This window comes from Bradyrhizobium sp. ORS 285, from assembly GCF_900176205.1.
GTDB lineage: Bacteria > Pseudomonadota > Alphaproteobacteria > Rhizobiales > Xanthobacteraceae > Bradyrhizobium.
The window spans coordinates 2,359,144-2,381,004 of the sequence record NZ_LT859959.1; the positions used below are offsets into that span (position 1 = coordinate 2,359,144).

General features: G+C 64.1%; 16 protein-coding genes and 2 pseudogenes. 13 read left to right on the plus strand and 5 right to left on the minus strand.

Features of this window, described 5'->3' with window-relative positions:
* Positions 1 to 5: 5 nt before the first annotated feature.
* From BRAD285_RS10690 to BRAD285_RS10715, 6 genes are read left to right on the plus strand one after another with little or no spacing between them, the layout of a single operon-like run.
* A complete protein-coding gene (locus tag BRAD285_RS10690; RefSeq protein WP_006609895.1) occupies positions 6 to 1,109 on the plus strand; it encodes an ABC transporter ATP-binding protein in 1,104 nt (367 codons plus the stop codon).
* A 30-nt stretch (positions 1,110 to 1,139) separates the two neighbouring features.
* Positions 1,140 to 2,249 carry an ABC transporter ATP-binding protein gene (locus BRAD285_RS10695; protein ID WP_035644815.1) on the plus strand — a complete coding sequence of 370 codons (1,110 nt, stop codon included), beginning with the start codon at positions 1,140 to 1,142 and terminating at the stop codon, positions 2,247 to 2,249.
* A 2-nt stretch (positions 2,250 to 2,251) separates the two neighbouring features.
* Entirely contained in the window at positions 2,252 to 3,832 is a 1,581-nt protein-coding gene (locus BRAD285_RS10700) for an FGGY-family carbohydrate kinase (protein ID WP_006609897.1), read from the plus strand.
* Positions 3,825 to 4,865 carry a 2-hydroxyacid dehydrogenase gene (locus tag BRAD285_RS10705; protein ID WP_006609898.1) on the plus strand — a complete coding sequence of 347 codons (1,041 nt, stop codon included), beginning with the start codon at positions 3,825 to 3,827 and terminating at the stop codon, positions 4,863 to 4,865. Before BRAD285_RS10700 ends, BRAD285_RS10705 begins: the two co-directional genes overlap by 8 nt.
* A 14-nt stretch (positions 4,866 to 4,879) precedes the next feature.
* The gene (locus BRAD285_RS10710) at positions 4,880 to 5,668 is read left to right on the plus strand and encodes a class II aldolase/adducin family protein (protein WP_006609899.1); all 789 of its coding nucleotides are present in this window, start codon (positions 4,880 to 4,882) and stop codon (positions 5,666 to 5,668) included.
* Positions 5,665 to 7,173, plus strand: a complete 1,509-nt coding sequence (locus tag BRAD285_RS10715) for a glycerol-3-phosphate dehydrogenase (protein ID WP_006609900.1) — start codon at positions 5,665 to 5,667, stop codon at positions 7,171 to 7,173. Before BRAD285_RS10710 ends, BRAD285_RS10715 begins: the two co-directional genes overlap by 4 nt.
* Before the next feature lie 142 nt (positions 7,174 to 7,315).
* Here the strand turns inward: BRAD285_RS10715 and BRAD285_RS10720 are convergent, their stop codons facing one another.
* Entirely contained in the window at positions 7,316 to 7,984 is a 669-nt protein-coding gene (locus tag BRAD285_RS10720) for a haloacid dehalogenase type II (protein WP_006609901.1), read from the minus strand.
* Positions 7,985 to 8,230: 246 nt separating this feature from the next.
* On the opposite strand from BRAD285_RS10720, the gene BRAD285_RS10725 reads away from it, so the two are divergent.
* The 5 genes and pseudogenes from BRAD285_RS10725 to BRAD285_RS35350 all read left to right on the plus strand — a co-directional run bounded on the left by BRAD285_RS10725 (position 8,231) and on the right by BRAD285_RS35350 (position 12,745).
* Entirely contained in the window at positions 8,231 to 9,607 is a 1,377-nt protein-coding gene (locus tag BRAD285_RS10725) for an aspartate aminotransferase family protein (protein WP_006609902.1), read from the plus strand.
* 26 nt (positions 9,608 to 9,633) lie between these two features.
* A pseudogene (locus BRAD285_RS36275) lies at positions 9,634 to 9,720 on the plus strand (HAD family hydrolase); the annotation flags it as partial.
* A gap of 9 nt (positions 9,721 to 9,729) precedes the next feature.
* Positions 9,730 to 10,014: pseudogene (locus BRAD285_RS10730) on the plus strand (NAD(P)/FAD-dependent oxidoreductase); the annotation flags it as partial.
* An 837-nt stretch (positions 10,015 to 10,851) separates the two neighbouring features.
* A complete protein-coding gene (locus BRAD285_RS35345) occupies positions 10,852 to 11,298 on the plus strand; it encodes a hypothetical protein (protein WP_139020555.1) in 447 nt (148 codons plus the stop codon).
* A gap of 193 nt (positions 11,299 to 11,491) precedes the next feature.
* Positions 11,492 to 12,745 (plus strand): hypothetical protein, encoded by a 1,254-nt coding sequence (locus tag BRAD285_RS35350; RefSeq protein ID WP_006609905.1) that lies wholly within the window; start codon positions 11,492 to 11,494, stop codon positions 12,743 to 12,745.
* Positions 12,746 to 14,327: 1,582 nt separating this feature from the next.
* On the opposite strand, the gene BRAD285_RS10745 is transcribed toward BRAD285_RS35350, so the two are convergent.
* The 4 genes from BRAD285_RS10745 to BRAD285_RS10760 form a co-directional block, all read right to left on the minus strand.
* Complete coding sequence (locus BRAD285_RS10745) at positions 14,328 to 15,308, minus strand: ABC transporter permease (protein WP_006609907.1); 981 nt, start codon at positions 15,306 to 15,308, stop codon at positions 14,328 to 14,330.
* The gene (locus BRAD285_RS10750) at positions 15,305 to 16,285 is read right to left on the minus strand and encodes an ABC transporter permease (RefSeq protein WP_006609908.1); all 981 of its coding nucleotides are present in this window, start codon (positions 16,283 to 16,285) and stop codon (positions 15,305 to 15,307) included. The genes BRAD285_RS10745 and BRAD285_RS10750 overlap by 4 nt, the downstream gene beginning before the upstream one ends.
* Positions 16,282 to 17,823, minus strand: a complete 1,542-nt coding sequence (locus BRAD285_RS10755) for a sugar ABC transporter ATP-binding protein (protein WP_006609909.1) — start codon at positions 17,821 to 17,823, stop codon at positions 16,282 to 16,284. Before BRAD285_RS10755 ends, BRAD285_RS10750 begins: the two co-directional genes overlap by 4 nt.
* An 89-nt stretch (positions 17,824 to 17,912) precedes the next feature.
* Positions 17,913 to 19,052 (minus strand): sugar ABC transporter substrate-binding protein, encoded by a 1,140-nt coding sequence (locus tag BRAD285_RS10760; protein ID WP_035644789.1) that lies wholly within the window; start codon positions 19,050 to 19,052, stop codon positions 17,913 to 17,915.
* A 490-nt stretch (positions 19,053 to 19,542) separates the two neighbouring features.
* Between BRAD285_RS10760 and BRAD285_RS10765 the strand changes: the two genes are divergently transcribed.
* Together BRAD285_RS10765 and BRAD285_RS10770 are read left to right on the plus strand one after the other, a co-directional pair.
* Positions 19,543 to 20,796 carry an ABC transporter substrate-binding protein gene (locus BRAD285_RS10765; RefSeq protein ID WP_006609911.1) on the plus strand — a complete coding sequence of 418 codons (1,254 nt, stop codon included), beginning with the start codon at positions 19,543 to 19,545 and terminating at the stop codon, positions 20,794 to 20,796.
* Between the two features lie 125 nt (positions 20,797 to 20,921).
* Positions 20,922 to 21,743, plus strand: coding sequence for an AraC family transcriptional regulator (locus BRAD285_RS10770; RefSeq protein WP_006609912.1), 822 nt, complete (start codon positions 20,922 to 20,924; stop codon positions 21,741 to 21,743).
* Positions 21,744 to 21,861: the final 118 nt, after the last annotated feature.

A 21,861-nucleotide genomic window follows, 5' to 3' on the forward strand; every position in this document is an offset into this window, starting at 1 on the left:
GAAACATGGCGCGTCTCGAACTCAAATCCGTCGACAAGAGCTTTGGCGGCGCAAGCTGCGCCAAGGGCGTGTCGCTGACCGTCGAGCCAGGCGAGATCGTCGCGGTGTTCGGCCCGTCCGGCAGCGGCAAGACCGTGCTGCTGCGCATGATCGCGGGCATGTTCGAGCCTGATGCGGGCGACATCCTGGTCGGCGGGCGCTCGATCGTCGACGCTCCGCCGGAGCAGCGCGGCATCGGTATGGCGTTCCAGAACTTTGCGCTGTTCCCGCACATGACCGCGCGCGACAACATCGCCAGCGGCCTGCGCGCAGGCGGCGCGGCCGACGTCACGGCGAAGGTGGCTGCGATGAGCCGTCTTCTGAAGATAGAGCACGTGCTCGGCCACAAGCCGCGCGAATTGTCGAACGGCCAGAAGCAGCGCACGGCGCTGGCGCGCGCGCTGATCGGCAATCCCGAGGTGCTGCTGCTCGACGATCCCCTGCGCAACGTCGACGCCAAGCTGCGCTACGAGATGCGGCTGGAGCTGCCGAGCCTGCTGCGGCGCGGCTCGGCCGCGGTGCTGTATGTGACGCAGGACTATCGCGAGGCGATGGCGATCGCCGATCGCATCGCCGTGCTGATCAATGGCCGCCTGGTGCAGGTGGCGCGCCCGGAGGACATCTATGCGCGGCCGGCCTCGGTCGCGGTTGCCAGGCTGTTCGGCGATCCCAGCATCAATCTGTCGGAGGTCACGCCCGTGGCCGGGCAGGGCAGCCTGATCGCCGCCGTCGCCGGCACGCAGGTCCGGCTCGATGCCGATGAGCTGCCATCCGATGCGCGCGAGCGCTGCTGGCTCGGCGTTCGGCCCGACGATGTCGTGGTGACGCGACATGGTGGCGAGAACGCGATCCCCGCGCGGATCGTCGCGGTGACGCCGCTCCATGAGCGCGCAGTGGTGCTGCTGCGTTTCGCCGACGGCGGTGAATGGCTGGCGGCGTTGGCTCCGGAGGCGTTGCAGGCTGAAGCCGACGAGGATGTGTACGTGCGGTTCGCGCCTGACGCGGCGCTGCTGTTCGACCACGCGACGGGCGAGCGCATCGGTCTGCCGTCGCGGCGGCAGGCGGCGTGAGGATCTGAACTTTAAGAGTTTGACATGGGCATGCTCGAAATCCGCAACGTCGACAAGGTCTATCACACCAGGGGCAAGCCGGACGTCCATGCCGTGCGCGCGCTCGACATGGACATCCGGTCGGGCGAGATCGTCGCGCTGCTCGGCTCCTCCGGCTGCGGCAAGACCTCGACCTTGCGCATGATCGCCGGCTTCGAGAGCGTGAGCTCGGGCTCGATCGCGCTGGCGCAGCGGCCGATCCACGATCTGCCGCCGGCGAAGCGGCGCGTGGCGATGGCGTTCGAGGGCTACTCGCTGTATCCGCCGCTGACGGTGCGCGAGAACATCGCGTTCGCGCTGAAGGCGCAGCAGTTGTCGCGGGCCGAGATCGCGCAGCGCGTCGACGACATCGCGCGCCTGGTCGAGATCGAGGACATTCTCGATCATCATCCGCGCGCGCTGTCCGGCGGACAGCAGCAGCGCGTCTCGCTGGCGCGCGCTCTGGTGCGCGATGCCGATCTCTATCTGCTGGACGAGCCGATGGGCCAGCTGGAGCCGCAGCTCCGCGCGGTGCTGCGCGGCCGCATCAAGGGCTTGCTGGCGGAGCGCGGGATGACCGCGATCTTCGTGACCCATGACCAGACCGAGGCGAGCGCGCTCGCCGACCGCATCGCGGTCATGGAGGACGGCGTATTGCAGCAGTTCGCTGGGGAGCGCGAGCTGAAGAACCGTCCGGCCAATCTGTTCGTCGCGAGCTTCATCGGCGAGCCGCCGATGAATCTGCTGGAGACGAATGTGGCGCAAGAGGAGGGCGGATTCCGGCTGTCGGCCGGCTCCGACGTTTCTTTCCACATTTCCCGACAGACGCTGGATGTGTCCGCGCAGCAGGCGCTGGTGCAGGTCGATCGCATCAAGGTCGGCATCCGGCCGCAACGGATCGCGATCGGCAGCGGTGAGGCGCGGCTGCGCGTCGTCTCCAACCAGTGGCTCGGCGATCAGGCGCATATTGCAGGCGAGTGCGCCGGTCATCTGCTGGTCGCCGTTACCTCCAGCAAGGTGGCCGCGCGACCGGGCGATGTCGTGCCCTGCGCATTGGAGGCGCGCCATCTCCACATCTTCGGTCGCGACGGCGTCTGCGTCCGCCATGCGGAGGCCCGCTGAGCATGGCGTCATCGGCCACCCGCGATGTGATCATCGGCATCGACGCCGGGACGTCGGTGATCAAGGCGGTCGCGTTCGCGCGGGATGGTCGCCAGCTTGGCGACTTCGCAATTCCCAACAGCTATACGGCGCTGCCGGGTGGCCGCGTCGAGCAGGACATGGAGAGGACCTGGAGCGACACCGTCGCGGCTCTGCGCGGGCTCGGTGCTGCGCTGCCCGATCTGGCAGGCCGCGTCGCTGCGATCGCGGTGACCGGGCAGGGCGACGGCACCTGGCTGATCGATGCTGAGGGCGAGCCGGTCGCGCCCGCTCTGCTGTGGCTCGACTCGCGTGCGGCAGGCTTCGTCGAGTCCTTTCGATCAGGCGAGCGCAACGCGGCGCATTATCAGCGGACGGGATCGGGGCTCAACGCCTGCCAGCAGGGTCCGCAGCTCGCCTGGCTGCAGGCGCATTCCGCCGAGATCCTGGACCGCGCCAGCACGGTGTTCCACTGCAAGGACTGGCTCTACTTCCAGCTCACCGGGGCGCGCGCCACCGACCCGTCGGAGGCCGCGTTCTCCTGCGGCGATTTCCGCGGGCGCTGCTTCGACGGCGAGGCCGCTGATCTGATCGGCATTTCCCAGTCGGCGCGGTTGTTTCCGGAGGTCGTCGATGGCGTCGTCACGACACATCCGCTGTCGCAGATGGCGGCGGCGGAGACGGGCCTGCCCGCGGGCATACCGGTATCGCTCGGCTATGTCGACGTGATCTGCAATGCGCTCGGCGGCGGGCTGTATGATCCCAGTCCTGATGTCGGCTGCACCATCATCGGCTCGACCGGCATGCACATGCGGCTGGCGCGTTCGGCCGACGCGGTCAAGCTCAATGCCGAGGCGACCGGCTATACGATGCCGTTCCCGGCGCCGGGTCACTACGCGCAGATGCAGTCGACCATGGCCGCGACCTTGAACATCGACTGGCTGCTCGACGTCGCTCGCGGCGTGCTCGCGATGGAGGGCATCGCGCGGTCGCGCAACGACCTGATCCGGCGCCTGGACGAGCGCGTGCTCGCCGCGAAGGCGGGCGAGCTGCTGTACCATCCTTTCATCTCCGATGCCGGTGAGCGCGGCCCCTTCGTGTCGCATGAGGCGTCGGCGCAGCTGATCGGCCTGCGCACGCGACACGGCTATTGGGACCTGATGCGGGCGGTGATGGAGGGGCTGGCCTTCGCCGCGCGCGACTGCTACGCGGCGATGGGATCGCTGCCGACCGAGGTCCGTCTGACCGGCGGCGCTGCGCGCAGCCGCGCGCTCGGCGCCATTCTCGGTGCCGCACTCGGCAGCACGATCAGGGTCTGCCGCCGCGAGGAGGCGGGCGCATCGGGCGCGGCCATGATCGCAGCGGTCGCGACCGGACTTTATTCCAACATGATGGACTGCGCGGAGGAGTGGGTGAGGCCCTATTTGGACGAGCCGCAAGCGCCGGATATGGCGCTGGCCGAACGCTATCAGCAACTGTTTCCGGCCTATGTCGATGCGCGCCTCGCGGCGCGGCCAGTGTGGAAGCAGCTCTGGGCACAGCGCACGGGGGCCAATCATGTCTAGCTCCATCGCCATCATCGGTGACCGCTTCATGCTGCCCTCGGTGTTTGCCGAACGCATCACCGCAACCTGCGGCGACGGTCTCGACATCCGGACGCTCGAGCAGCCCTGGCCGGATGAGCCGATGGAGCACGGCTATGCCGGCTCCAAGCTCGATGGCCTCAAGGAGTTCATGGGCGATCCCGACGAGCTCGCGGCGTTCATCGGCGAGGCGCCGCTGCTGGTGACGCATCTCGCCCCGATCTCGCGGGCGATGCTGCAGCGGCTGCCCCGTCTGAAGTTCATCGCGGTGTCGCGCGGCGGCCCGGTCAATGTCGACATGCAGGCGGCTCGCGATCACGGCGTGCTCTTGGTCAATACGCCCGGACGCAACGCCAGCGCGGTGGCCGAATTCACCATCGGCGCCATGCTCGCTGAGACGCGGCTGATCCGCAGCGGTCACGAGTCGCTGCGCGGCGGCGACTGGCGCGGCGATCTCTACCGTGCCGACCGGACCGGACGCGAGCTCGGCGAGATGACTGTCGGCATCGTCGGCTATGGTGCGATCGGCACCCGCGTCGTCAAGCTGCTCAAGGCGTTCGGCTGCAAGATCCTGGTGACCGACCCCTACGTGCAGCTCAGCGCCCAGGATCGCAATGACGGCGTCGAGCATGTCGCGCTCGCCGAGCTGCTGACGCGCGCGGATGTCATCAGCCTGCATGCCCGCGTCACCGCGGAGACCACCGGCTTCATCGATCGCGACGCGCTGGACAAGGTCAAGCCGGGCGCGATCCTGATCAATACGGCGCGTGGGCCGCTGGTCGACTATCAGGCGCTCTATGACGCGCTCAGCTCGCAACGGCTCGCGGGGGCGATGCTCGACACTTTCGCGGTCGAGCCGGTGCCGCCGGACTGGCCGCTGCTGCAGCTTCCCAATGTCACCCTGACGCCGCACATCGCCGGCGCCTCGGTGCGTACCGTCACCTTTGCCGCCGATCAAGCGGCCGAAGAGGTTCGCCGCTATCTCGCCGGCGAGCCGCCGCTCAATCCCTGCTGATGAAAGGTTTTGCAATGAATCGCGAGGAACGACTGATCCGCGAGAACATCATCGCCAAGTGCCGGTGGATGAATGCGTCGGGTCTGAACCAGGGCACGTCGGGCAACATCTCCGCCCGCTACAAGGACCGCATGCTGATCACGCCGTCGGCGACGCCCTACGATTCGATGAAGCCGGAGATGATCGCCTCGATGCCGCTCGAGGGGGAGTACGGCTCCTGGGACGGGCCGCTGAAGCCCTCAACCGAATGGCGCTTTCATCTGGACATCATGCGGGGACGCCCGGATGTCGGCGGCGTCGTGCACACGCATTCGACCTACGCGACAGTGCTGGCGATCGCGCGCAAGTCGATCCCGGCCTGCCACTACATGATGGCAGCGTTCGGCGGCATGGACATCCGCTGCGCCGGCTACGCGCGCTTCGGCACGGCTGAATTGTCCGAACTGGCGCTCGAGGCGCTGGAGGGCCGCAACGGCTGCCTGCTGGCCAATCACGGCATGATCGCGGTCGGCGCCAATCTCGACAAGGCGATGTGGCTGGCAGTCGAGCTCGAGACCATCGCCAAGCAATATTATCTGTCGCTCGCGCTCGGCCAGCCGCACATCCTGGGTGACGCCGAGATCGCCGAGACGGCGCAGGGGTTCTCGACCTACGGTCTGCAAGACCCCAAGGCGAGCATGAAGGCGAAGACGAAGGCCAAGCCGGCCAAGAAGACTGCAAAGGCGCCGGCCAAGGCGGCCACCCGGACGCGCGCGGCAGCCGCTGACCGCAAGCCCGAGACGAAGCACAGCGGCAAGCGATGAACGCGCCGGTCTCACGCAGCGGATCCGATTACGGTGTGTTGGACCTCGCCGTGATCGGCGGCGGCATCAATGGCGCTGGTATCGCCCGTGATGCCGCCGGCCGCGGCCTGAAGGTGCTGTTGTGCGAGAAGGACGATTTCGCGCAAGGCACCTCGTCGCGCTCGGGCAAGCTGATCCATGGCGGCCTGCGTTATCTCGAATATTACGAGTTTCGCCTGGTCCGAGAGGCGCTGATCGAGCGCGAGGTGCTGCTGGCCTCGGCCCCGCACATCATCTGGCCGATGCGCTTCGTGCTGCCGCATTCGCCGGAGCAGCGCCCGGCCTGGCTGGTGCGCACCGGGCTGTTCCTCTACGATCATCTCGGCGGCCGCAAACAATTGCCGGCGAGCCGCAACGTCGACCTCGCGCACGAGCCGGAAGGCGCGCCATTGCGCCCAGAGTTTCGGCGCGGCTTCGAATATTCGGACTGCTGGGTCGACGATGCCCGGCTGGTGATCCTCAATCTCGTCGATGCCGCACGCAACGGCGCCGTCATCCTGCCGCGCACCCGCGCGGTGAGCGCGCGCCGCGAGGGCGAGTGTTGGCGGCTGGAGATGCGCTCCGAGAGCGGCGAGCTGCGCACCGTGCGCGCGAAGGCGCTGGTCAATGCGGCAGGTCCCTGGGTGCAGGACGTGGTGCAGGGCGTCGCCGGCCTCAACTCGGCGCATCATGTGCGGCTCGTGAAGGGCAGCCATCTGGTGGTGCCGAAATTCTGGAGCGGCTCCCAGGCCTATCTGCTGCAGAACACCGATCGCCGCGTCATCTTCGTCAACCCCTATGAGAATGATCTGGCACTGATCGGCACCACCGACATCGTGCATGACGGCCGCGCCGAGGACGTCGCGATCGACGGCGGCGAGATCGACTATCTGCTGGCAGTGCTCGATCGCTACTTCCGCGCAGCGCCCGGCAAGGCGGACATCCTCCACGCCTTCTCCGGCGTGCGGCCGCTCTACGACGACAACGCCGACAATCCCTCGGCCGTGACGCGGGACTATGTGTTCGAGGTGCACGGCACGGCGGAGCAGCCGCCGCTGCTGTCGATCTTCGGCGGCAAGATCACGACCTTCCGCAAGCTCGCCGAGCATGCGCTGGAGCGGCTCGGTCCATGGTTTCCGCAGATGGGACCGGCCTGGACGGCCGGCGCCTGTCTGCCGGGCGGCGATCTCGGCGTCTCGTTCGAGCAGTTTCTTGCCGATCTTGCCGCGGAGTATCAGGCCTTGCCGCGCGAGGCGGTGGCGCATTATGCGCGGCTCTATGGCAGTTGCGCGCGTGATCTGCTCGGGCCGGCGCGCACGCGCGACGATCTCGGCCGTCATTTCGGCGGCACGTTCTATGAGCGCGAGCTGGCTTACCTGCGCGAGCGGGAATGGGCACAGACGGCGGCCGACGTGCTGGATCGGCGCACCAAGCACGGACTGCATCTCAGCCGCGCCGAGCGCGCGGCTTTCGAGGCGCAGCTCTGATTGCTAAGTCGCAGGCGGCCGGTGAACCCGCCGCCGATCACGGCGACATCGTAGTGCCCCTCCACGGGCCCGGTGTGGCCGCCTGCAAACGCGGCCGCGGTATCGCGCCAGTAGGAGACATATTTCATCGCGGGCACTCTGCTTAGAGACCGAACACGCCGGGCAGCTCGGAGACGTCCTTGATCTCGGTGTAGCCGTAATAGGGATTGGCCGGCTCATGACCGCGGTTGACCCAGACCTTGCTTTCGATGCCGAGATCGTGCGCGGTCATCAGATCGTAGCGAAACGAGGAGGAGCAGTGCGTGATGTCCTCCGGGCCGCAGCCGAGCATGTCGAACATGTATTCGAAGCCGCGCATCCGCGGCTTGTAGGACTGCGCCTGCTCGGCGGTGAACACGGCATGGAAGGGGGCGCCGAGCTTGGCGACGTTGAAGGGGATCTGCACGTTCATGGCGTTGGAGAGAATGACCAGCGGAATCTCCTTGGCCACCTTGGCGAGCCCCGCCGGCACGTCCGGATGCGGTCCCCAGGTCGGCACGCGCTGATAGACCATGTCGGCGTCCTCCGGCTTGAAGGCGATGCCGATCTTGCGGCAGCTGCGCGCCAGCGCATTGCTGACGACCTCGGCATAGGGCTTCCAGGCGCCGAGGACTTCGTCGAGGCGGTAGGCCGAGAAGACCTTCACGAATTCGGTCATCGCCGGCTCGGGGAGCGTTGCGCTGTAGAGATCGCGCGCGGCCTCCGCCATCTGGAAATTGGTCAGCGTACCGTAGCAGTCGAAGGTCACGTATTTCGGGCGAAAGCGGCTCATCGGTCCTCACGTGGTCATGGTCTCTGCCGCCGATGATAGTCCGCGACGCCAGCATAAGATGCGGCTTTGCCCCGCTTCTGCGGCGGAAGATGTTGTCCGCGTCATCCCCTTCAGACGATTTGCCGGCGGCCGCTCGCCCAAAGTCCGATGGACATGGGAGTGCATCATCAGGCAGCGCTCCCCGACATCCTTCGCCTTATACATTTGCCTTGGCCAGCCAGGCGTTCGGCTGGACCGGAGATCATCATGCTCAGCAACTCGCTCATCGAACTCGATCGCGCCCATCTGGTGCACCCCGTCGCATCCTATAGGGGACACGAGGCCTCGGGCGCGCGGGTCCTCGCTTCGGCCAAGGGCGCCGTCGTCACCGACGCCTCCGGCCACCAGCTGGTCGATGGTTTCGCCGGCCTGTGGTGCGTCAATGCCGGCTATGGCCATGACAGCATCGTCGAGGCTGCGGCGCGGCAGATGCGCGAGCTGCCTTATGCCACCGGCTATTTCAGCCTCGCCTCGGAGCCCGCCATCCGGCTCGCCGCGGCGCTGGCGGAGCGTGCGCCGGGCGATCTCAACCACGTCTACTTCACGCTGGGCGGCTCGGACGCCGTCGACAGCACGGTCCGCTTCATCCACTATTATTGGCATGCGAAGGGACAGAAGCAGCGCGACCAGTTCATCACCTTGCAGCAGGGCTATCACGGGTCCTCGACGGTCGGCGCCGGGCTGACGGCGTTGCCCGCCTTCCACGCCAATTTCGGCGTGCCGTTGAACTGGCAGCACAAGATCCCGTCGCATTACACCTATCGCAATCCGGTCGGCAGCAATACCGAAGCGATCATTGCGGCGTCGCTCGCTGCGCTCGAGGCCAAAATCGCCGAGGTGGGCGGGCCCGAGCGGGTGGCGGCATTTTATGCCGAGCCGATCCAGGGCTCGGGTGGCGTGCTGGTGCCGCCCAAGGGCTGGATGAAGGCGATGCGCGAGCGCTGCCGGCAGCACGGCATCCTGTTCGTCGCCGACGAGGTGATCACCGGGTTCGGTCGCACCGGTCCGTTGTTCGCCTGCAGCGATGACGATATCGTCCCCGACTTCATGACGGTCGCCAAGGGTCTGACCTCGGGCTATGTCCCGATGGGCGCGGCGCTGATGTCCGATCATGTCTATGGCGTGATCGCCGACGGGGCGGGGATGTCGGCGGTGGGGCACGGCTATACCTATTCGGCGCATCCGGTGAGCGCGGCCGTCGGCCTTGCCGTGCTCGATCTCTATGAAAGCGGTCTGCTGGAGAACGGCCGGCGCGCCGGTGCGCGGCTGATGGCCGGCTTGAGGACGCTGCAGGATCATCCGCTGGTTGGTGAGGTCCGCGGCCGCGGTCTGCTGGCGGCGATCGAGCTCGTCGTCGACAAGGAGCGCAAGACGCCGCTGCCGGCCAGCGCCGAGCCGGCGCGCCGCATCTTCGATCGCGCCTGGGCGAATGGGCTGGTCATCCGCGCCTTCCCGACGGGGGTGCTCGGCTATGCCCCGCCGCTGTGCTGCACCGACGCCGATATCGATGCCATCATCGAGCGGACCGCGCGGACGCTCGACGAGACCCTGGCCGATCCGGACGTCCGCCAAGCGATGATGTGAAAGGTCTGGCGTGAAAGCGGGCAAGGAGGGCCTTTCCGGACAGCTCGGCAGCGATGGCCCGTCTGGCCAAGCGCTACAAGCTGATCGCGATGACCAATGCGCCTCGATCCGCCTGATGCAGGCGCGCGCTCGAGCTGCTGCCGGCCCTGAAGCAGAGCCAGGTGACGGCGACCTGGGCGGGCTATATCGATTCCACACCGGACGGCGGGCCCGCCATCGGCGAGCTCGCCGCGCTGCCCGGCCTGATCGTCGCTGCCGGCTTCAGCGGCTATTGTTTCGGGATTGGTCCGGGCGCCGGCCCTCTCATCGCGGACCTCGTCACCGCTGCAACGTCGATCGTCGATCACCGGGCCTATGCACCCGAGCGCTTTGCCAAGCGCGGCGCGACGAAGGTCGCGGAGTTCTGACGGAGTCATAGGCTAGGTCCATCTCCTCTCGAACCCGCCGGCGCGCTCGCCTGGTCGGGTTCTGGTTGCCGGTTGATCGAAACGCGATCCGTCAGGCCACGATGGTCCGGCCTCGCGGCGCCTGATGCGTCCGAGCTGTGCGATCTCTCCACCCTCTGCAGATAGAGGGCGCAGGGAATGCCGGGTGCTGGCCGCACCCATGGCCCGCCAGCGAAAGAAAATGCTGGCGGCAGTCACCACAGGTTCAGCCGAGGCATCCCGGCATTCCCCGCGCGATGGTTTGAGCGGCTTATACGTCCTCTCCCCGGGGACCGGCTGTCTTGCCCCCGTCACCCGCGCAACGCCAGAGCGTTGCCGCGTGCTTGGCCTCAGCGTCGGGAGGCCAGGACCCTACGATTTCGCCGGCGCATCGGGCTCGTTCGTCCGCATGACAGGTCACGCTGCGATCCAATGCACCCACCGCATCCCGCACCCACGTTTCGTGACGACCGCGAAGCGCCCCTCGGCGGGACGGGATGCGCCTAGACAACCATGATTTTCGAAAAAACGAAAGAAGAATATTTTTCGCGAGAGGACTGGACAGGGGTGATCGGCTTGAGGCGGTGAGAGAAATCAGATTCTTGGCGCAGGGGTGCCAGAGGTCTTGATGTCGGCCGCGCGCCTGGCCTGCGCTTGTCTTGATGAGTATGTCCGGTCAAGCTCAGCAAACGAACGTCTTTGGCGCCGATCGAAAGGGTCGAGGAGGGCGAATTGCGGACATGACGAGGCAGTCCAATTAAGTCATGATTGCCCAGGCGCGGACCTAATGAGACAAGCGCCAAATGCGGGGAACTGACCATGGATTTTATGGGGATTTCAGTTGGTATTCTTGCGCTGGTCTGTGCGCTTGTTCTACTGTTCGGTGCCCGGGGGGCGCGCAAACTACTGGGCTGGAGCTTTGGCGTACTGATATTCTGCGCAATCGGTCTGAGCGCTGTAGCATGGATTCGGTCGTCGTATGAAATGCGTACCCAAACAGCGGCCGCATCGATTTCCGGAACTGCGTCACCGGCGACTCCGATTAGCATTATCGCCCCTTTGCCAACTGGTTTTGTGTTGGACAACACGCCTGACCTTGCTGACAAAATAAGGGTGACGGGACCGGACAAAAGAATTTTTGTTTTCTCGGTCGGGACAGAAAAGACTGCAATTGAAAGTTTCATGCGAAGTCAGTACGGCGTTCAGGGGAGCAGGCGGGCCGAATGTTGGACCAAAGAACCCGGCCCTTGGTGTGATTATCGCTAGAAGACTTCTTTCTAACCTAGCTGAAATCTCCGCTATCCAGTAGGCGCAGCCTCAGACTATAAATCGCATCAAGGTCGTAATTGTTCTCAGTGATGGCGTGGATTAACTCAGTACCTCCGATTTGAACGCACCGAATGCACACCTTAGCATCATTACCTGACCTACTAGGCGGTTCCGCGGAGGCCGCTGTCCTATGAAGATATTCTGGTCGTGGCAATCAGATACACCTGGTCGGACAGGGCGTCACTTCGTTAGGGCCGCACTGGACGAAGTGGTTAGTATATTAAAGCAGCCTCCTCAAATTGAGGAGCCAGCAGAGCGTGAGGCCCGCGACGCGCTACACGTCGACCAAGATCGCCAGGGTGTCTCTGGTAGCCCAGATCTAGCCCGGACGATCTTTAGTAAGATCGAGCTAGCCGAAGTCTTTATCGCTGATGTAACCCTGATTGGGGAGTCAATTGCTATCGACGATGAGGTCGGCTCTCGTAAGAAGGTAGTTAATCCAAATGTAGCCATTGAATACGGCTTTGCAGAGCGGGCTATCGGCGATCAGAGAATTTTGCTGGTACAGAACGACTACTATGGCGGACGCAATAGTCTGCCATTTGATCTAAGGCACAAAGCCGGACCTATTAGATTTCATCTCCCCCCGGATGCAAGTGAAGCCGCGATAAAATCAGAGAAAAGGAATTTGCGCGGATCATTCATCACGGCACTGCGACCGTTTATCGGAAGGACAACTGACGCTGTTGGTAAACAAGTGGTGGAAACTCCCGCTCTCAAGAATATTCCAGCGTACTTCGCAGATTCGGGCTTTGTGTTGGCCTCAGTAGGAAACGGCGGAGTAAACCAGATAGATTACCGTATGGGAGATCAGCGGGTATTTTATTTACGGCTGATTCCGACCAAAGTCAGTGAGCGGAAACTTACGTTCAGTGAATTGCAGAGGTTACTAACCCAGAATCGTCTGCATACCCTGTCTAGAAATATCTTCAGCGGCGCAGTTGGTCGTAATGCTTTCGGGTCGATAGTATATGAGCCGCATGGTGAGAGTCCTACGCCGAGGTCCTTCACCCAACTATTCCGTAACGGAGAGATCTGGACAGTAGGCACAGGTTTTCATCAGAACACTCAAGGTGGATGGCTCGTACCTGCGCGGAATGTCCAAAACATATTTTCAAGAGTTCTACAAAATTTCTGCGACGTTGCTTCCGAAAGCTTGGGGCTTTCTTCTCCCTATACCATAGAGTTTGGCGGTTTGTGTCTTGCGGGTGCCCGCCTTAGTGTAGGCGTTCGCGACGAATGTTTCGGTCCTATCCATCAATCCATGTTAGTTGTGAGAAGTGTGCTCAACAATGAAGATCTAGCGTCTCAGCAGGCTTTGGTTGAAAGGTTTGTGGACGAGCTTTTCGACCTCGCGGGCGCGGACCGGCCTGCGTCGCTGTGATTGATCAAAACGTCTTCCGTTCAGCCGTGTTGCACAGGTGTCATGGGCACCTCATGAGTTCCGTTCTGAGCTGATAGCTGTCCGCCCAGATGGGTCAGCGCTCCGACGCTGCGTTTCAGATAGGCGATTTTCGAACGTCAGAGTCAGCTTGCTGTTCCGTTTCTAGCAAAAGCTGGACTAGGGGGGCCAAGTATGTTGCTCGGAACACGAGATAGTCGACTGGCCGATCGATAAATATCCAGGCGATAGGCTCGAATGAATCCCAGTAGTCAACAAAATACCCCGTCGGGCACCTATGCAGGGTGATAGTCTCGACTTCACCAAACGACTCCATCGCGCTCGCGCCGGCTCGACTGAGCGAATCCCGCCAGTCTCCTTCGGGAGTCATCCCCTCGACATGTCGCCTAAACCACTCAGGAGGCTGCCCCTCCGTGAGGCGTCCGTCTTGAAACAGCATGCACCGCCGCTTGTCTTCTTCTGTGAACATCGTTGGTCCTCGCCACGTCGAGCCGATCAGCATAGCCGATTCTCACAGAAACTCCTTGCCGGTCGGATTCTCCGCATCACGGCTTGACGCCCTCGGAGCCCGGTCGGCGGCTCGAACCTAGTCGCCTTTTGGAGGCTGCGGATCTCGGCGTGCGGCGTCAAAATTCCGCAGTGCCTGATACGAAATTGAGCCATAAAGCCGAAAGCGCCCGGGACGTCTCCCGAGCGCTTCCTTTGTGCTTTTGACATGGCACTTGGCGAGTTTGTCAGGCTCGCCAAAACTTTTTGCGGACGTAAATTGATCTAGTATCGGACGAGATTTCCCAGCTTGCCCCTCGGGGTTTGCTTCGGGAGTTTTGGGCAACTGGACCCATCCCTATTCCGCCAGACAACTCTCCCTAGAGCTGGTCATAGGTTCAAACGCTGACGACCACATGTGCCGACTTTTCCGCGCACAACCTTTGGGGCATTTTAGCTTAAGTCGCAATTCACATTTTGTTAAGGTGCAGCCACCGCAGCTGGCGGCCTCTTTCACATCAACCAGGCGTGCAATGGCGCCTCTTAGCACGCAACGTAAGTCCCCCCGACCCGAGGAGCCAAATTGCGAGTCTGGGGGGACACCGGCTGCGCCACCAGCCGACCTGCCACGGACGCCCTTAATCCGTAGCCTACATCCGTAATGGGCTGAATGCAGACGCCGGAAACTCGTTCGCAGAGTCTGCCTTCGGTCACAATAGCGACCTGTCGTCGAGCCATTCGGACCGATGGCGGGAGGCTTCCGCGTCGAAGAGGGGCGGGGGCGCGACCAATCGAACGGCTCGAGGCGGACCCGCGTGTCCGGGTGGCCCATTCATCGTGGTCGGTTCGGCGATTGCGTTCCGCGATGAAGCGCCCTTGTTCGAAGGCGTCAGCCGCAGGTCGCGGCGCAACCTCGCATAGGATGGCCGCGGGCGAGAGGGTGAGCCAGTCGGTGTGGTCGCCTGCCGTCGCTGCCGTGCGCGTCAAAGGCAACTTCAAACGCAATTTTCATTCAAATGACGCAAGGGCGGCAGGCGGCTGGACCCTGCGGCGCGTGAGCTGGGTCCTGCCGGCGTGCTCACGCCTTCTGACGGCCGTAGATCAGCAGCATCAGGATGATCACCGCGCCGTAGATCAGCTGGCGGCCGGCTTCGCTGATCTGCATCACCGACAGGATCGATTGCAGCAGCGTGATCAAGATGACGCCGGCGATCGTGCCGAGATAGCTGCCGCGGCCGCCGAGGATGTGGGTGCCGCCGAGCACGACGGCGGCGATCGAGGGCAGCAGATAGGCATCGCCCATCGACTGCGCCGCCTTCGACGCATAGCCCGCGAGCAGCACGCCGCCGAAGGCGGAGAGGGCGCCAGACAGCGCGAAGGCCGCCATCGTGATCCGGCGCGTGTCGATGCCGGAGAGATAGGCGGCGCGCTCGCGGTTGCCGATGGCGTAGATGGCGCGGCCGAAGGTGGTGCGCGACAACAGCCAGATCGCGGCGCCGCCGATGATCGCCCAGGCCAGCACGGCATTGGGAAGGCCGGGCACGGCATGGCCGGTGGCAAGATAGCGCATCGCCTTCGAAGCGGAATCCTGCGGCGCAAAGCCGCCGGTGTAGGCGACCATCAGCCCTTGCGCGACCGCGTTGGTGGCCAGCGTGATGATCATCGAGGGAATACGCAGATAAGCGACGCCGATGCCGTTGAGCAGGCCGATCGCGGCGCCGCAGAGAATGCCGCAGGGGATCGCGAGGATGGCGCCGGTGGTGCCATGCGCAGCGGCGGCGCAGGCCATCATCGCGCCGGATGTCACGACCCAGGGCACGGACAGATCGATCTGGCCGAGCAGGATCACCAGCATCATGCCAGTCGCGATCACGCCGAGGAAGCTCGCGACCTTCAGCTGCTGCAGCAGATAGTCCGGCGACAGGAAGCTGCGCGAGTAGAGACTGCCGACCAGTAGCAAGAGCAGGATGCAGCCGAACGAGGCCGCCACCGCCGGATCGATCCGGCGCAGTAGGCCAGCGCCACGAGAGGCCGGCCGGGTTGCCGTTGCGTCGCTCATCCGAACCACTCCAGCCGATTGCGGACGCGCAGCAGGCCGAACGCGCCAATGGAGACCGCAAGCATCAGCACGATCCCCTGGAACAGCGGCTGCCATAGCGGATCGAAGTCGAACACGAACAGGAGATCGCCGATGGTTCGGAAGGCCAGCGCACCGAAGATCGCGCCGATCGCGCTGCCGCGTCCGCCCATCAGCGACACGCCGCCGAGCACCACAGCCGCGATCGAGAACAGCGTGTAGGCGTTGCCGCTCGCATAGGCCGCCTCACCGGTGTAGGAGAAGAAGGTGAGGAAGAGGCCGCCGATCGCCGACAACAGGCCGGCGAGCGTGTAGGCCATGAACTTGGCGGCGCGGATCGGCGCGCCGGACATGTAGGCGGCGACCTCCGACGAGCCGGTGGCGAAGGCGGCGCGGCCGATGACCGAGCGGCTATAGGGCACCCAGATCAGAATCGCCGTCGCGGCCAGCGCCACGAGACTTGTCGGCAGCACGCCGAATATGCGTCCCGTCAGCGCATCGGCCAGCGCCTCGTTGACGGAGCCGCCGGGATTGGGCCTGAGCATCAGCGCCACGCCGTAATACATCGCGCCGGTGGCGATCGTCGTCACGATCGGCTGCAGCCGGCCGAAGATCACGATCGCGCCGTTGATCATGCCGCACAGCAGCCCGGTGCCGAGCACGCCGGCAACGCCGAGCGCAGTCTCTGTGGCCGTGCCGACGACGATCCAGGAGGCGAGACAATTGGTGAGCGTCAGGATCATGCCGACCGAGAGATCGATGCCGGCGGTGATCACCACGATGGCCTGCGCCATGGCGACGAAGGCGAGCAGGGTCGCCTTGTTGGACGCGGTCTGCACCATGTTGGCGCTGAATCCGGCCGGATGGTTGGTCGCATAGATCAGGAACATCGCCACGAAGATGCCGATCGCGAGCATGGTGCCGCGCTGCTCGGCGAGCCAGTACCGCCACTCGGTCATGCCAGACTCGCTTCCGCCGGTTCGCTGTCGTCGACGTTGAGGGCGCTGCTGACCAGCGCGCGCTCTGTGATCTCGGCGCCCGCGAGCTCGCGCCTGACGGCGCCGTCATACATCACCAGCACGCGGTCGCAGCAGCCGATCAGCTCGTCATAGTCGGTCGAATAGAGCAGGATCGCGGCGCCCTCGTCGGCAAGCCTGCGCAGCAGCCGGTAGATTTCCTGCTTGGTGCCGACGTCGATGCCGCGCGTGGGATCATTCAAGAGGATGATGCGCGGCTTGTTCATCAGCCATTTCGCGATCACGACCTTCTGCTGGTTGCCACCGGACAGCGCGCTGACCGGGAGGTCAGGCGAGGCGGTCTTGATCTCGATCAGGCGGATCATCTCGTCGATCAGGGCCGATTGGCGCTGCCGGTCGATGATGCCGAATCGCGCGAAGCGGTCGAAGGCCGCGGCCGAAAGATTGTCGCGCACCGACATCGGCAGCATCAGCCCCTCGGTCTTGCGGTCCTCCGGAATCAGCGCGAGGCCGATGCGCTCGGATTTGGCGGCGACGGGGCTGTCGATCGCAACCTTGTCGCCATCGATGAGAATGTCGCCGCTGGTGTCGCGGAGCACGCCGAACAGCGCCAGCAGCAGTTCGCGCTGGCCCTGGCCATCGAGTCCACCGAGACCGATGATCTCGCCTGCATGCAGCGAGAACGAAATCTCCTTGAGCCGGTCGCCCCAGCCGAGCTTCCTGCATTGCAGGGCGGGCGGCCGGCCGTCTGGCTGACGCAGCGGCTTGTCCGGAAAAACATGCTTGTATTCGCGGCCGATCATCAGCTCGATCACCTCGGCGTCCGTCTTGGTGCCGGCGGTGAAGGTTGAGATGCGGCGGCCGTTGCGGAACACGCTGCAATCATCGGCGAGCTCGGCGATCTCATGCATGCGGTGGGAGATGTAGAGCAGCGCGAGGCCTTCGCTGCGCAGGCGCTTCAGCACCTCGAACACCTTGGTGACGTCGGAGGCCGTCAACGCCGATGTGGCCTCGTCGAGAATCAGGATCTTCGGCTGCCGTGCCAGCGCCTTCGCGATCTCGACCATCTGCCGGCGCGACAACGGCAGGTCCCTGACCAGGGCGCGCGGGTGGATGTCGCCGGCACCGGCGCGATGCAGCGCCTCCTCGGCGATGCGGCGCAGGGCGCGCCGGTCGATCATGCCGAGCCGCGTCGGCGGATGAGAGATCATGATGTTGTCGGCGACTGAAAGATCCGGGATCAGCGACAGCTCCTGGAAGATGCAGACGATCCCGGCGTCGTTTGCCGCCGAAGGATTACTGAACGCGACCTCACGTCCCCCGAGCGTCATGCGGCCTTCGTCCGGCGCGACCACGCCGACCATGAGCTTGATCAAGGTCGACTTGCCGGCGCCGTTCTCGCCGAGAATGGCGTGGATGCGCCCGGGGTGAACCTCGAGATCCGCCCGGTCGAGCGCGACGACGCCGCCATAGCGCTTGGACAATCCTTCGGCGCGAAACAGCGGCTCGGCCGCGATCATGATACTCTCTTCCTCAGCGCTGTCGCGACAGTCACGTTCGATCCACCGCGCCATTCCCTTCGACGGCGCGGCGGATCAGAGAAGGTGGCTTACTGGTTTTCCTTCGACTGGCCCATGATCTCCTGCGCCGTGAAGTTGATGCCGCAGGTCGGGAAGGAGTTGCCGACGAAGAAATTGTCGGATTGGGACGGGAAGTAGTCCACGTCCTTCTTGAAGTTGGGATCCTCGACGACCGACAGTGGCAACTTGACCGATTGCGGCACCACCTTGCCTTCGAGGGCCGCGAGCGCCACCTTGATCGCGACGGCGACCTGGGCAGGACCGGTGCCGGCCGAGGAACACTTCAAGCCTTCCGATGATTTTGCCGCGCAGAACTTGCGGAAGCCGTTCTCGGTCTCTCCGCCGAACGGCACCATCTTGTGCTTGGCGTCGAGCATGGCCTGCACGATGCCGGTGTCACCGCCCTGGCCGGAGATCGCATCGAACGGACCATTGGTCGCGATCGCATCCGCGGTGGCCTTCTGGGCGACGCCGTCATCCCATTTGCCGACGACCTCGGTGGTCTGCCACTTTTTTCCCGAGCTGCTCAGGACCGATTGGAATCCGTTGTGCCGGTCGGTGTCGACCGAGGTGCCGGCGACGCCGCGCACTTCGAGCACCTTGCCGCCATCGGGCACGTTCTTGACCAGCCACTTCGCCCAGAGCTCGCCGAGGCCCTTCTGGTCGACGTTGACGTTGATCGCATCTTCGGTCGCGAGAATGTTGTCGAAGGCGACGAGGATCACGCCGGCCTGCTTGGCGCGCTTGATCACCGGGCCGAACGCCGTCGGGTTCTGCGCGTTCACGACGATGGCGTCATAGCCGGAGTCGATGAAGTTGTTGATCGCCGAGATCTGCGCCGGCACGTCCTCGCCGGTCGAGACCACCTTGAACTCCTTCAGCTTGGCCTTGACCTCCGGCTGGGCCGCATAGGCCTTCGCGGTCTGGATCATCTGGATGCGCCAGGTATTGGCGATGTAGCCGTTCGCAAGCGCGATGCGGTAGGGGCCCTTCTTGGCGGGATACTTGAAGAACTTGGTATCGCCGGCCCACGGCACCATGCATTCGGGCTCAGCCGCGGGACCCTTGACCATCTCCGGCTCTGCAAGCGCCTTGCTTGCGAATGCCGAGACCAGCACCAGGGATGCGCAGGTTGCAAGGCACCGCGCCGTGATCGATTTGGAAGACATTCGTGACCTCCCCATTGTTGCAGCGCCAATCATTGACGCATGTGCGAGACGCCTCACTTGTTGTCGGAGGTTGTTCGAGCGCCGCTCGTCGTCTCAACGATCGCAGCGATACTGGCCAATGACAGCGCTGTCAATTACCGGCGCGTGGCGGGGTGTTTGGCAAGTGGACGCGAAGCGCATTGCGCCTCGAAGGCATTTTTGATGCCTCGAATGCGTCTGACCGCGGCCGCGTCCTGCGCGCATCACCGATGTCAGCGCTATCACGGCGGCATTTTGCGTCGCACCGAGGAAAATGAGACTGCCCGTCAAGGTGGCGGCTGGCGGCGAGACCCGGTGCAGCGCGGCGTCCGCTAGCCTTCGGAGCGATGGGGGGCTCATCCTCGCTTGCCAAACATGGTGAGGGACCGGTGAGGCCTGCCGCCAACACGGCCAGCAACGACTGGCCGGCACAATCGTGTGCTCCAGCAATGGGCGACAAGGGAGGAGTTCGATGCACATGCGACGCGTGGGGTTCGCCGTGGTCACGGCGCTTTTGCTGTCCGGTACGGCTGCGTTCGCTCAGGAGAAGATCAAGGTCGGAGTCACGGCAACGCTCGAGGGCACCTATACGGTGCTCGGGGAGGACGGCATGCGCGGCCATGTCACCGCGCTGAACGTGCTCGGCAAGAAGGTCGGCGACAAGGAGCTGGAGTTCGTCGTTGCCTCGACCGATGCCACGCCTGACTCGGCGGTGCGCGCCGTGCGCAAGCTGATCGAGCAGGACAAGGTGCAGATCCTGCTGTCGCCGCTGTCGGGCGACGAAGGCATCGCGGTGAAGAACTTCGCCAAGACTCATCCGGAACTGACTTTCGTCAACGCCGCGTCCGGCGCGCAGGAGACGACCTATGTCGATCCGGCGCCGAACTTCTTCCGCTTCAACATGGACGGCGCGCAGTGGCAGGTCGGCCTAGGCAAATATGCCTATGAGACCAAGGGCTATCGCAAGATCGCGACGGTCGGCGAGGACTACTCCTTCATCTATACCCAGGTGTTCGGCCTGGCGCTCGAGTTCTGCGGCCTCGGCGGCAAGATCTCGAGCCGGCAGTGGGTCCCGCTCGGCACCAAGGATTTTGCATCGGTCATCGCCGCGCTGCCCGACGATGTCGATGCCATCTATCTCGGTCTCGGCGGCGCCGACGCGGTCAACTTCCTCAATCAGTACCAGCAGGCCGGCGGCAAGGCTCACCTGATGGGCGGCTCGATCATGATCGACCAGACCATCCTGTCGTCCAAGGGCAACGCCAAGAACGCGCTGATCGGCACCATCGCAGCCTCGGGCCAGGCCGATACCTGGGAGGATCCGCGCTGGCAGAAGTTCGTCAAGGCCTATCAGGACTCGTTCCCGCCGGAGAAGCGCTTCCCGAGCCCATCGCTGCTGGCCACCAATTATTACGGCTCGACCATGGCGCTCATTCTCGCGCTGCGGGAGGTCAATGGCGATCTCTCCGATAACCAGTCGAAGCTGAAGGCGGCGCTGGCCAAGATTGAGATCGACGCGCCCAACGGCAAGATCAAGCTCGACTCCAACCGCCAAGCGATCGGCACCAACTTCGTCACCGAGGTGGTCGATGATGGCAAGGGCGCGCTGTTCAGCAAGGTGGTGAAGGTGATCCCCGACGTCAACCAGACACTGGGTTATGACGCGGCCACCTTTGCCAAGATCGGGCTGCCAAGCCGGACCGTGCCTGAATGTAAGAAGTACTGACCAATTGCGGTCAGCAACTCACGCGGCCGGACGCTCGCTCCGGCCGCGTCGTCGCGTCTCTTGCTTTCTGTGCAGCAATGCCCGACGCTGACAAATAATCAAAAAGTCATATCGGTGGGGAAGTGATGAGTAGGGCGCTTGCCGTCTTTCATGCACGCTTCGGTCGCGCGACGGTCTATCAGCTCAATCGGCCGTTCAATGTGCATGCCCATCGCGAGGGGCATCTGATCTTTCACGTCGGCGGAACGCCGGCCAACATCGATGTCTGCGATCAGCGCCATGTCATCGGCGAGGACTCGATCGTCGCGGTCAATCCATGGGAACCACATAATTTCCTGCCGAACGATATCGACAACGGCGCGATCTTCTTCGTGCTCTACGTCAATGCCGAATGGTTCGCACCGCCAGCCATGCGCGAGGGGCTGAAATTCGGCAGGACCTGCTTCCGCCGCACCGCCGCGCTCGACCGCTGCATTCGTCGCACCGCAGCGCTGGTCTGTGGCGCGCCGTCGCTCGGCTGCCTCGATGGCGAGCTGCGCCAGCTGATCGAGAGCTGCTACGAGGAGAGCTGGCGTGTGTCCGAATTGACGCCGGAGCGGCCAAGCACCGAGGTGACCGATTTCCGTGTCCGCAAGTGCATCAAGCTGATGTCGGACAGCCCCTGTGCCGAGATCGAGCTCGATCATATCGCGCGAGAGTCGGGACTGTCACGGCCGCATTTCTATCGTCTGTTCCGCAGCCAGACCGGCGTGACGCCGAACCTCTATCTGAACACACTCCTGATGGAGCGGGCGCTGGATGCGGTCGTCGCAACGGAGTCGCCCATTGCCGACATCGGCTTCGATCTCGGCTTCTCGTCGCAGAGCGGCTTCACCCGCTTCTTTGCCGGCAATGTCGGCATGGCGCCGACCGATTATCGCCGCGCTGCAAAAGTGCTGCGGTCCTGACGTGCTGCTACGCATCGCGCGAAAAGAGACTGTCGATCAAACAGGCGTTCTCGTCTGCCGTTAGTCTTTGGCGGAACGTGATCCGGCAAAGGATCCGACGAGGGAGGACGAGCGATGG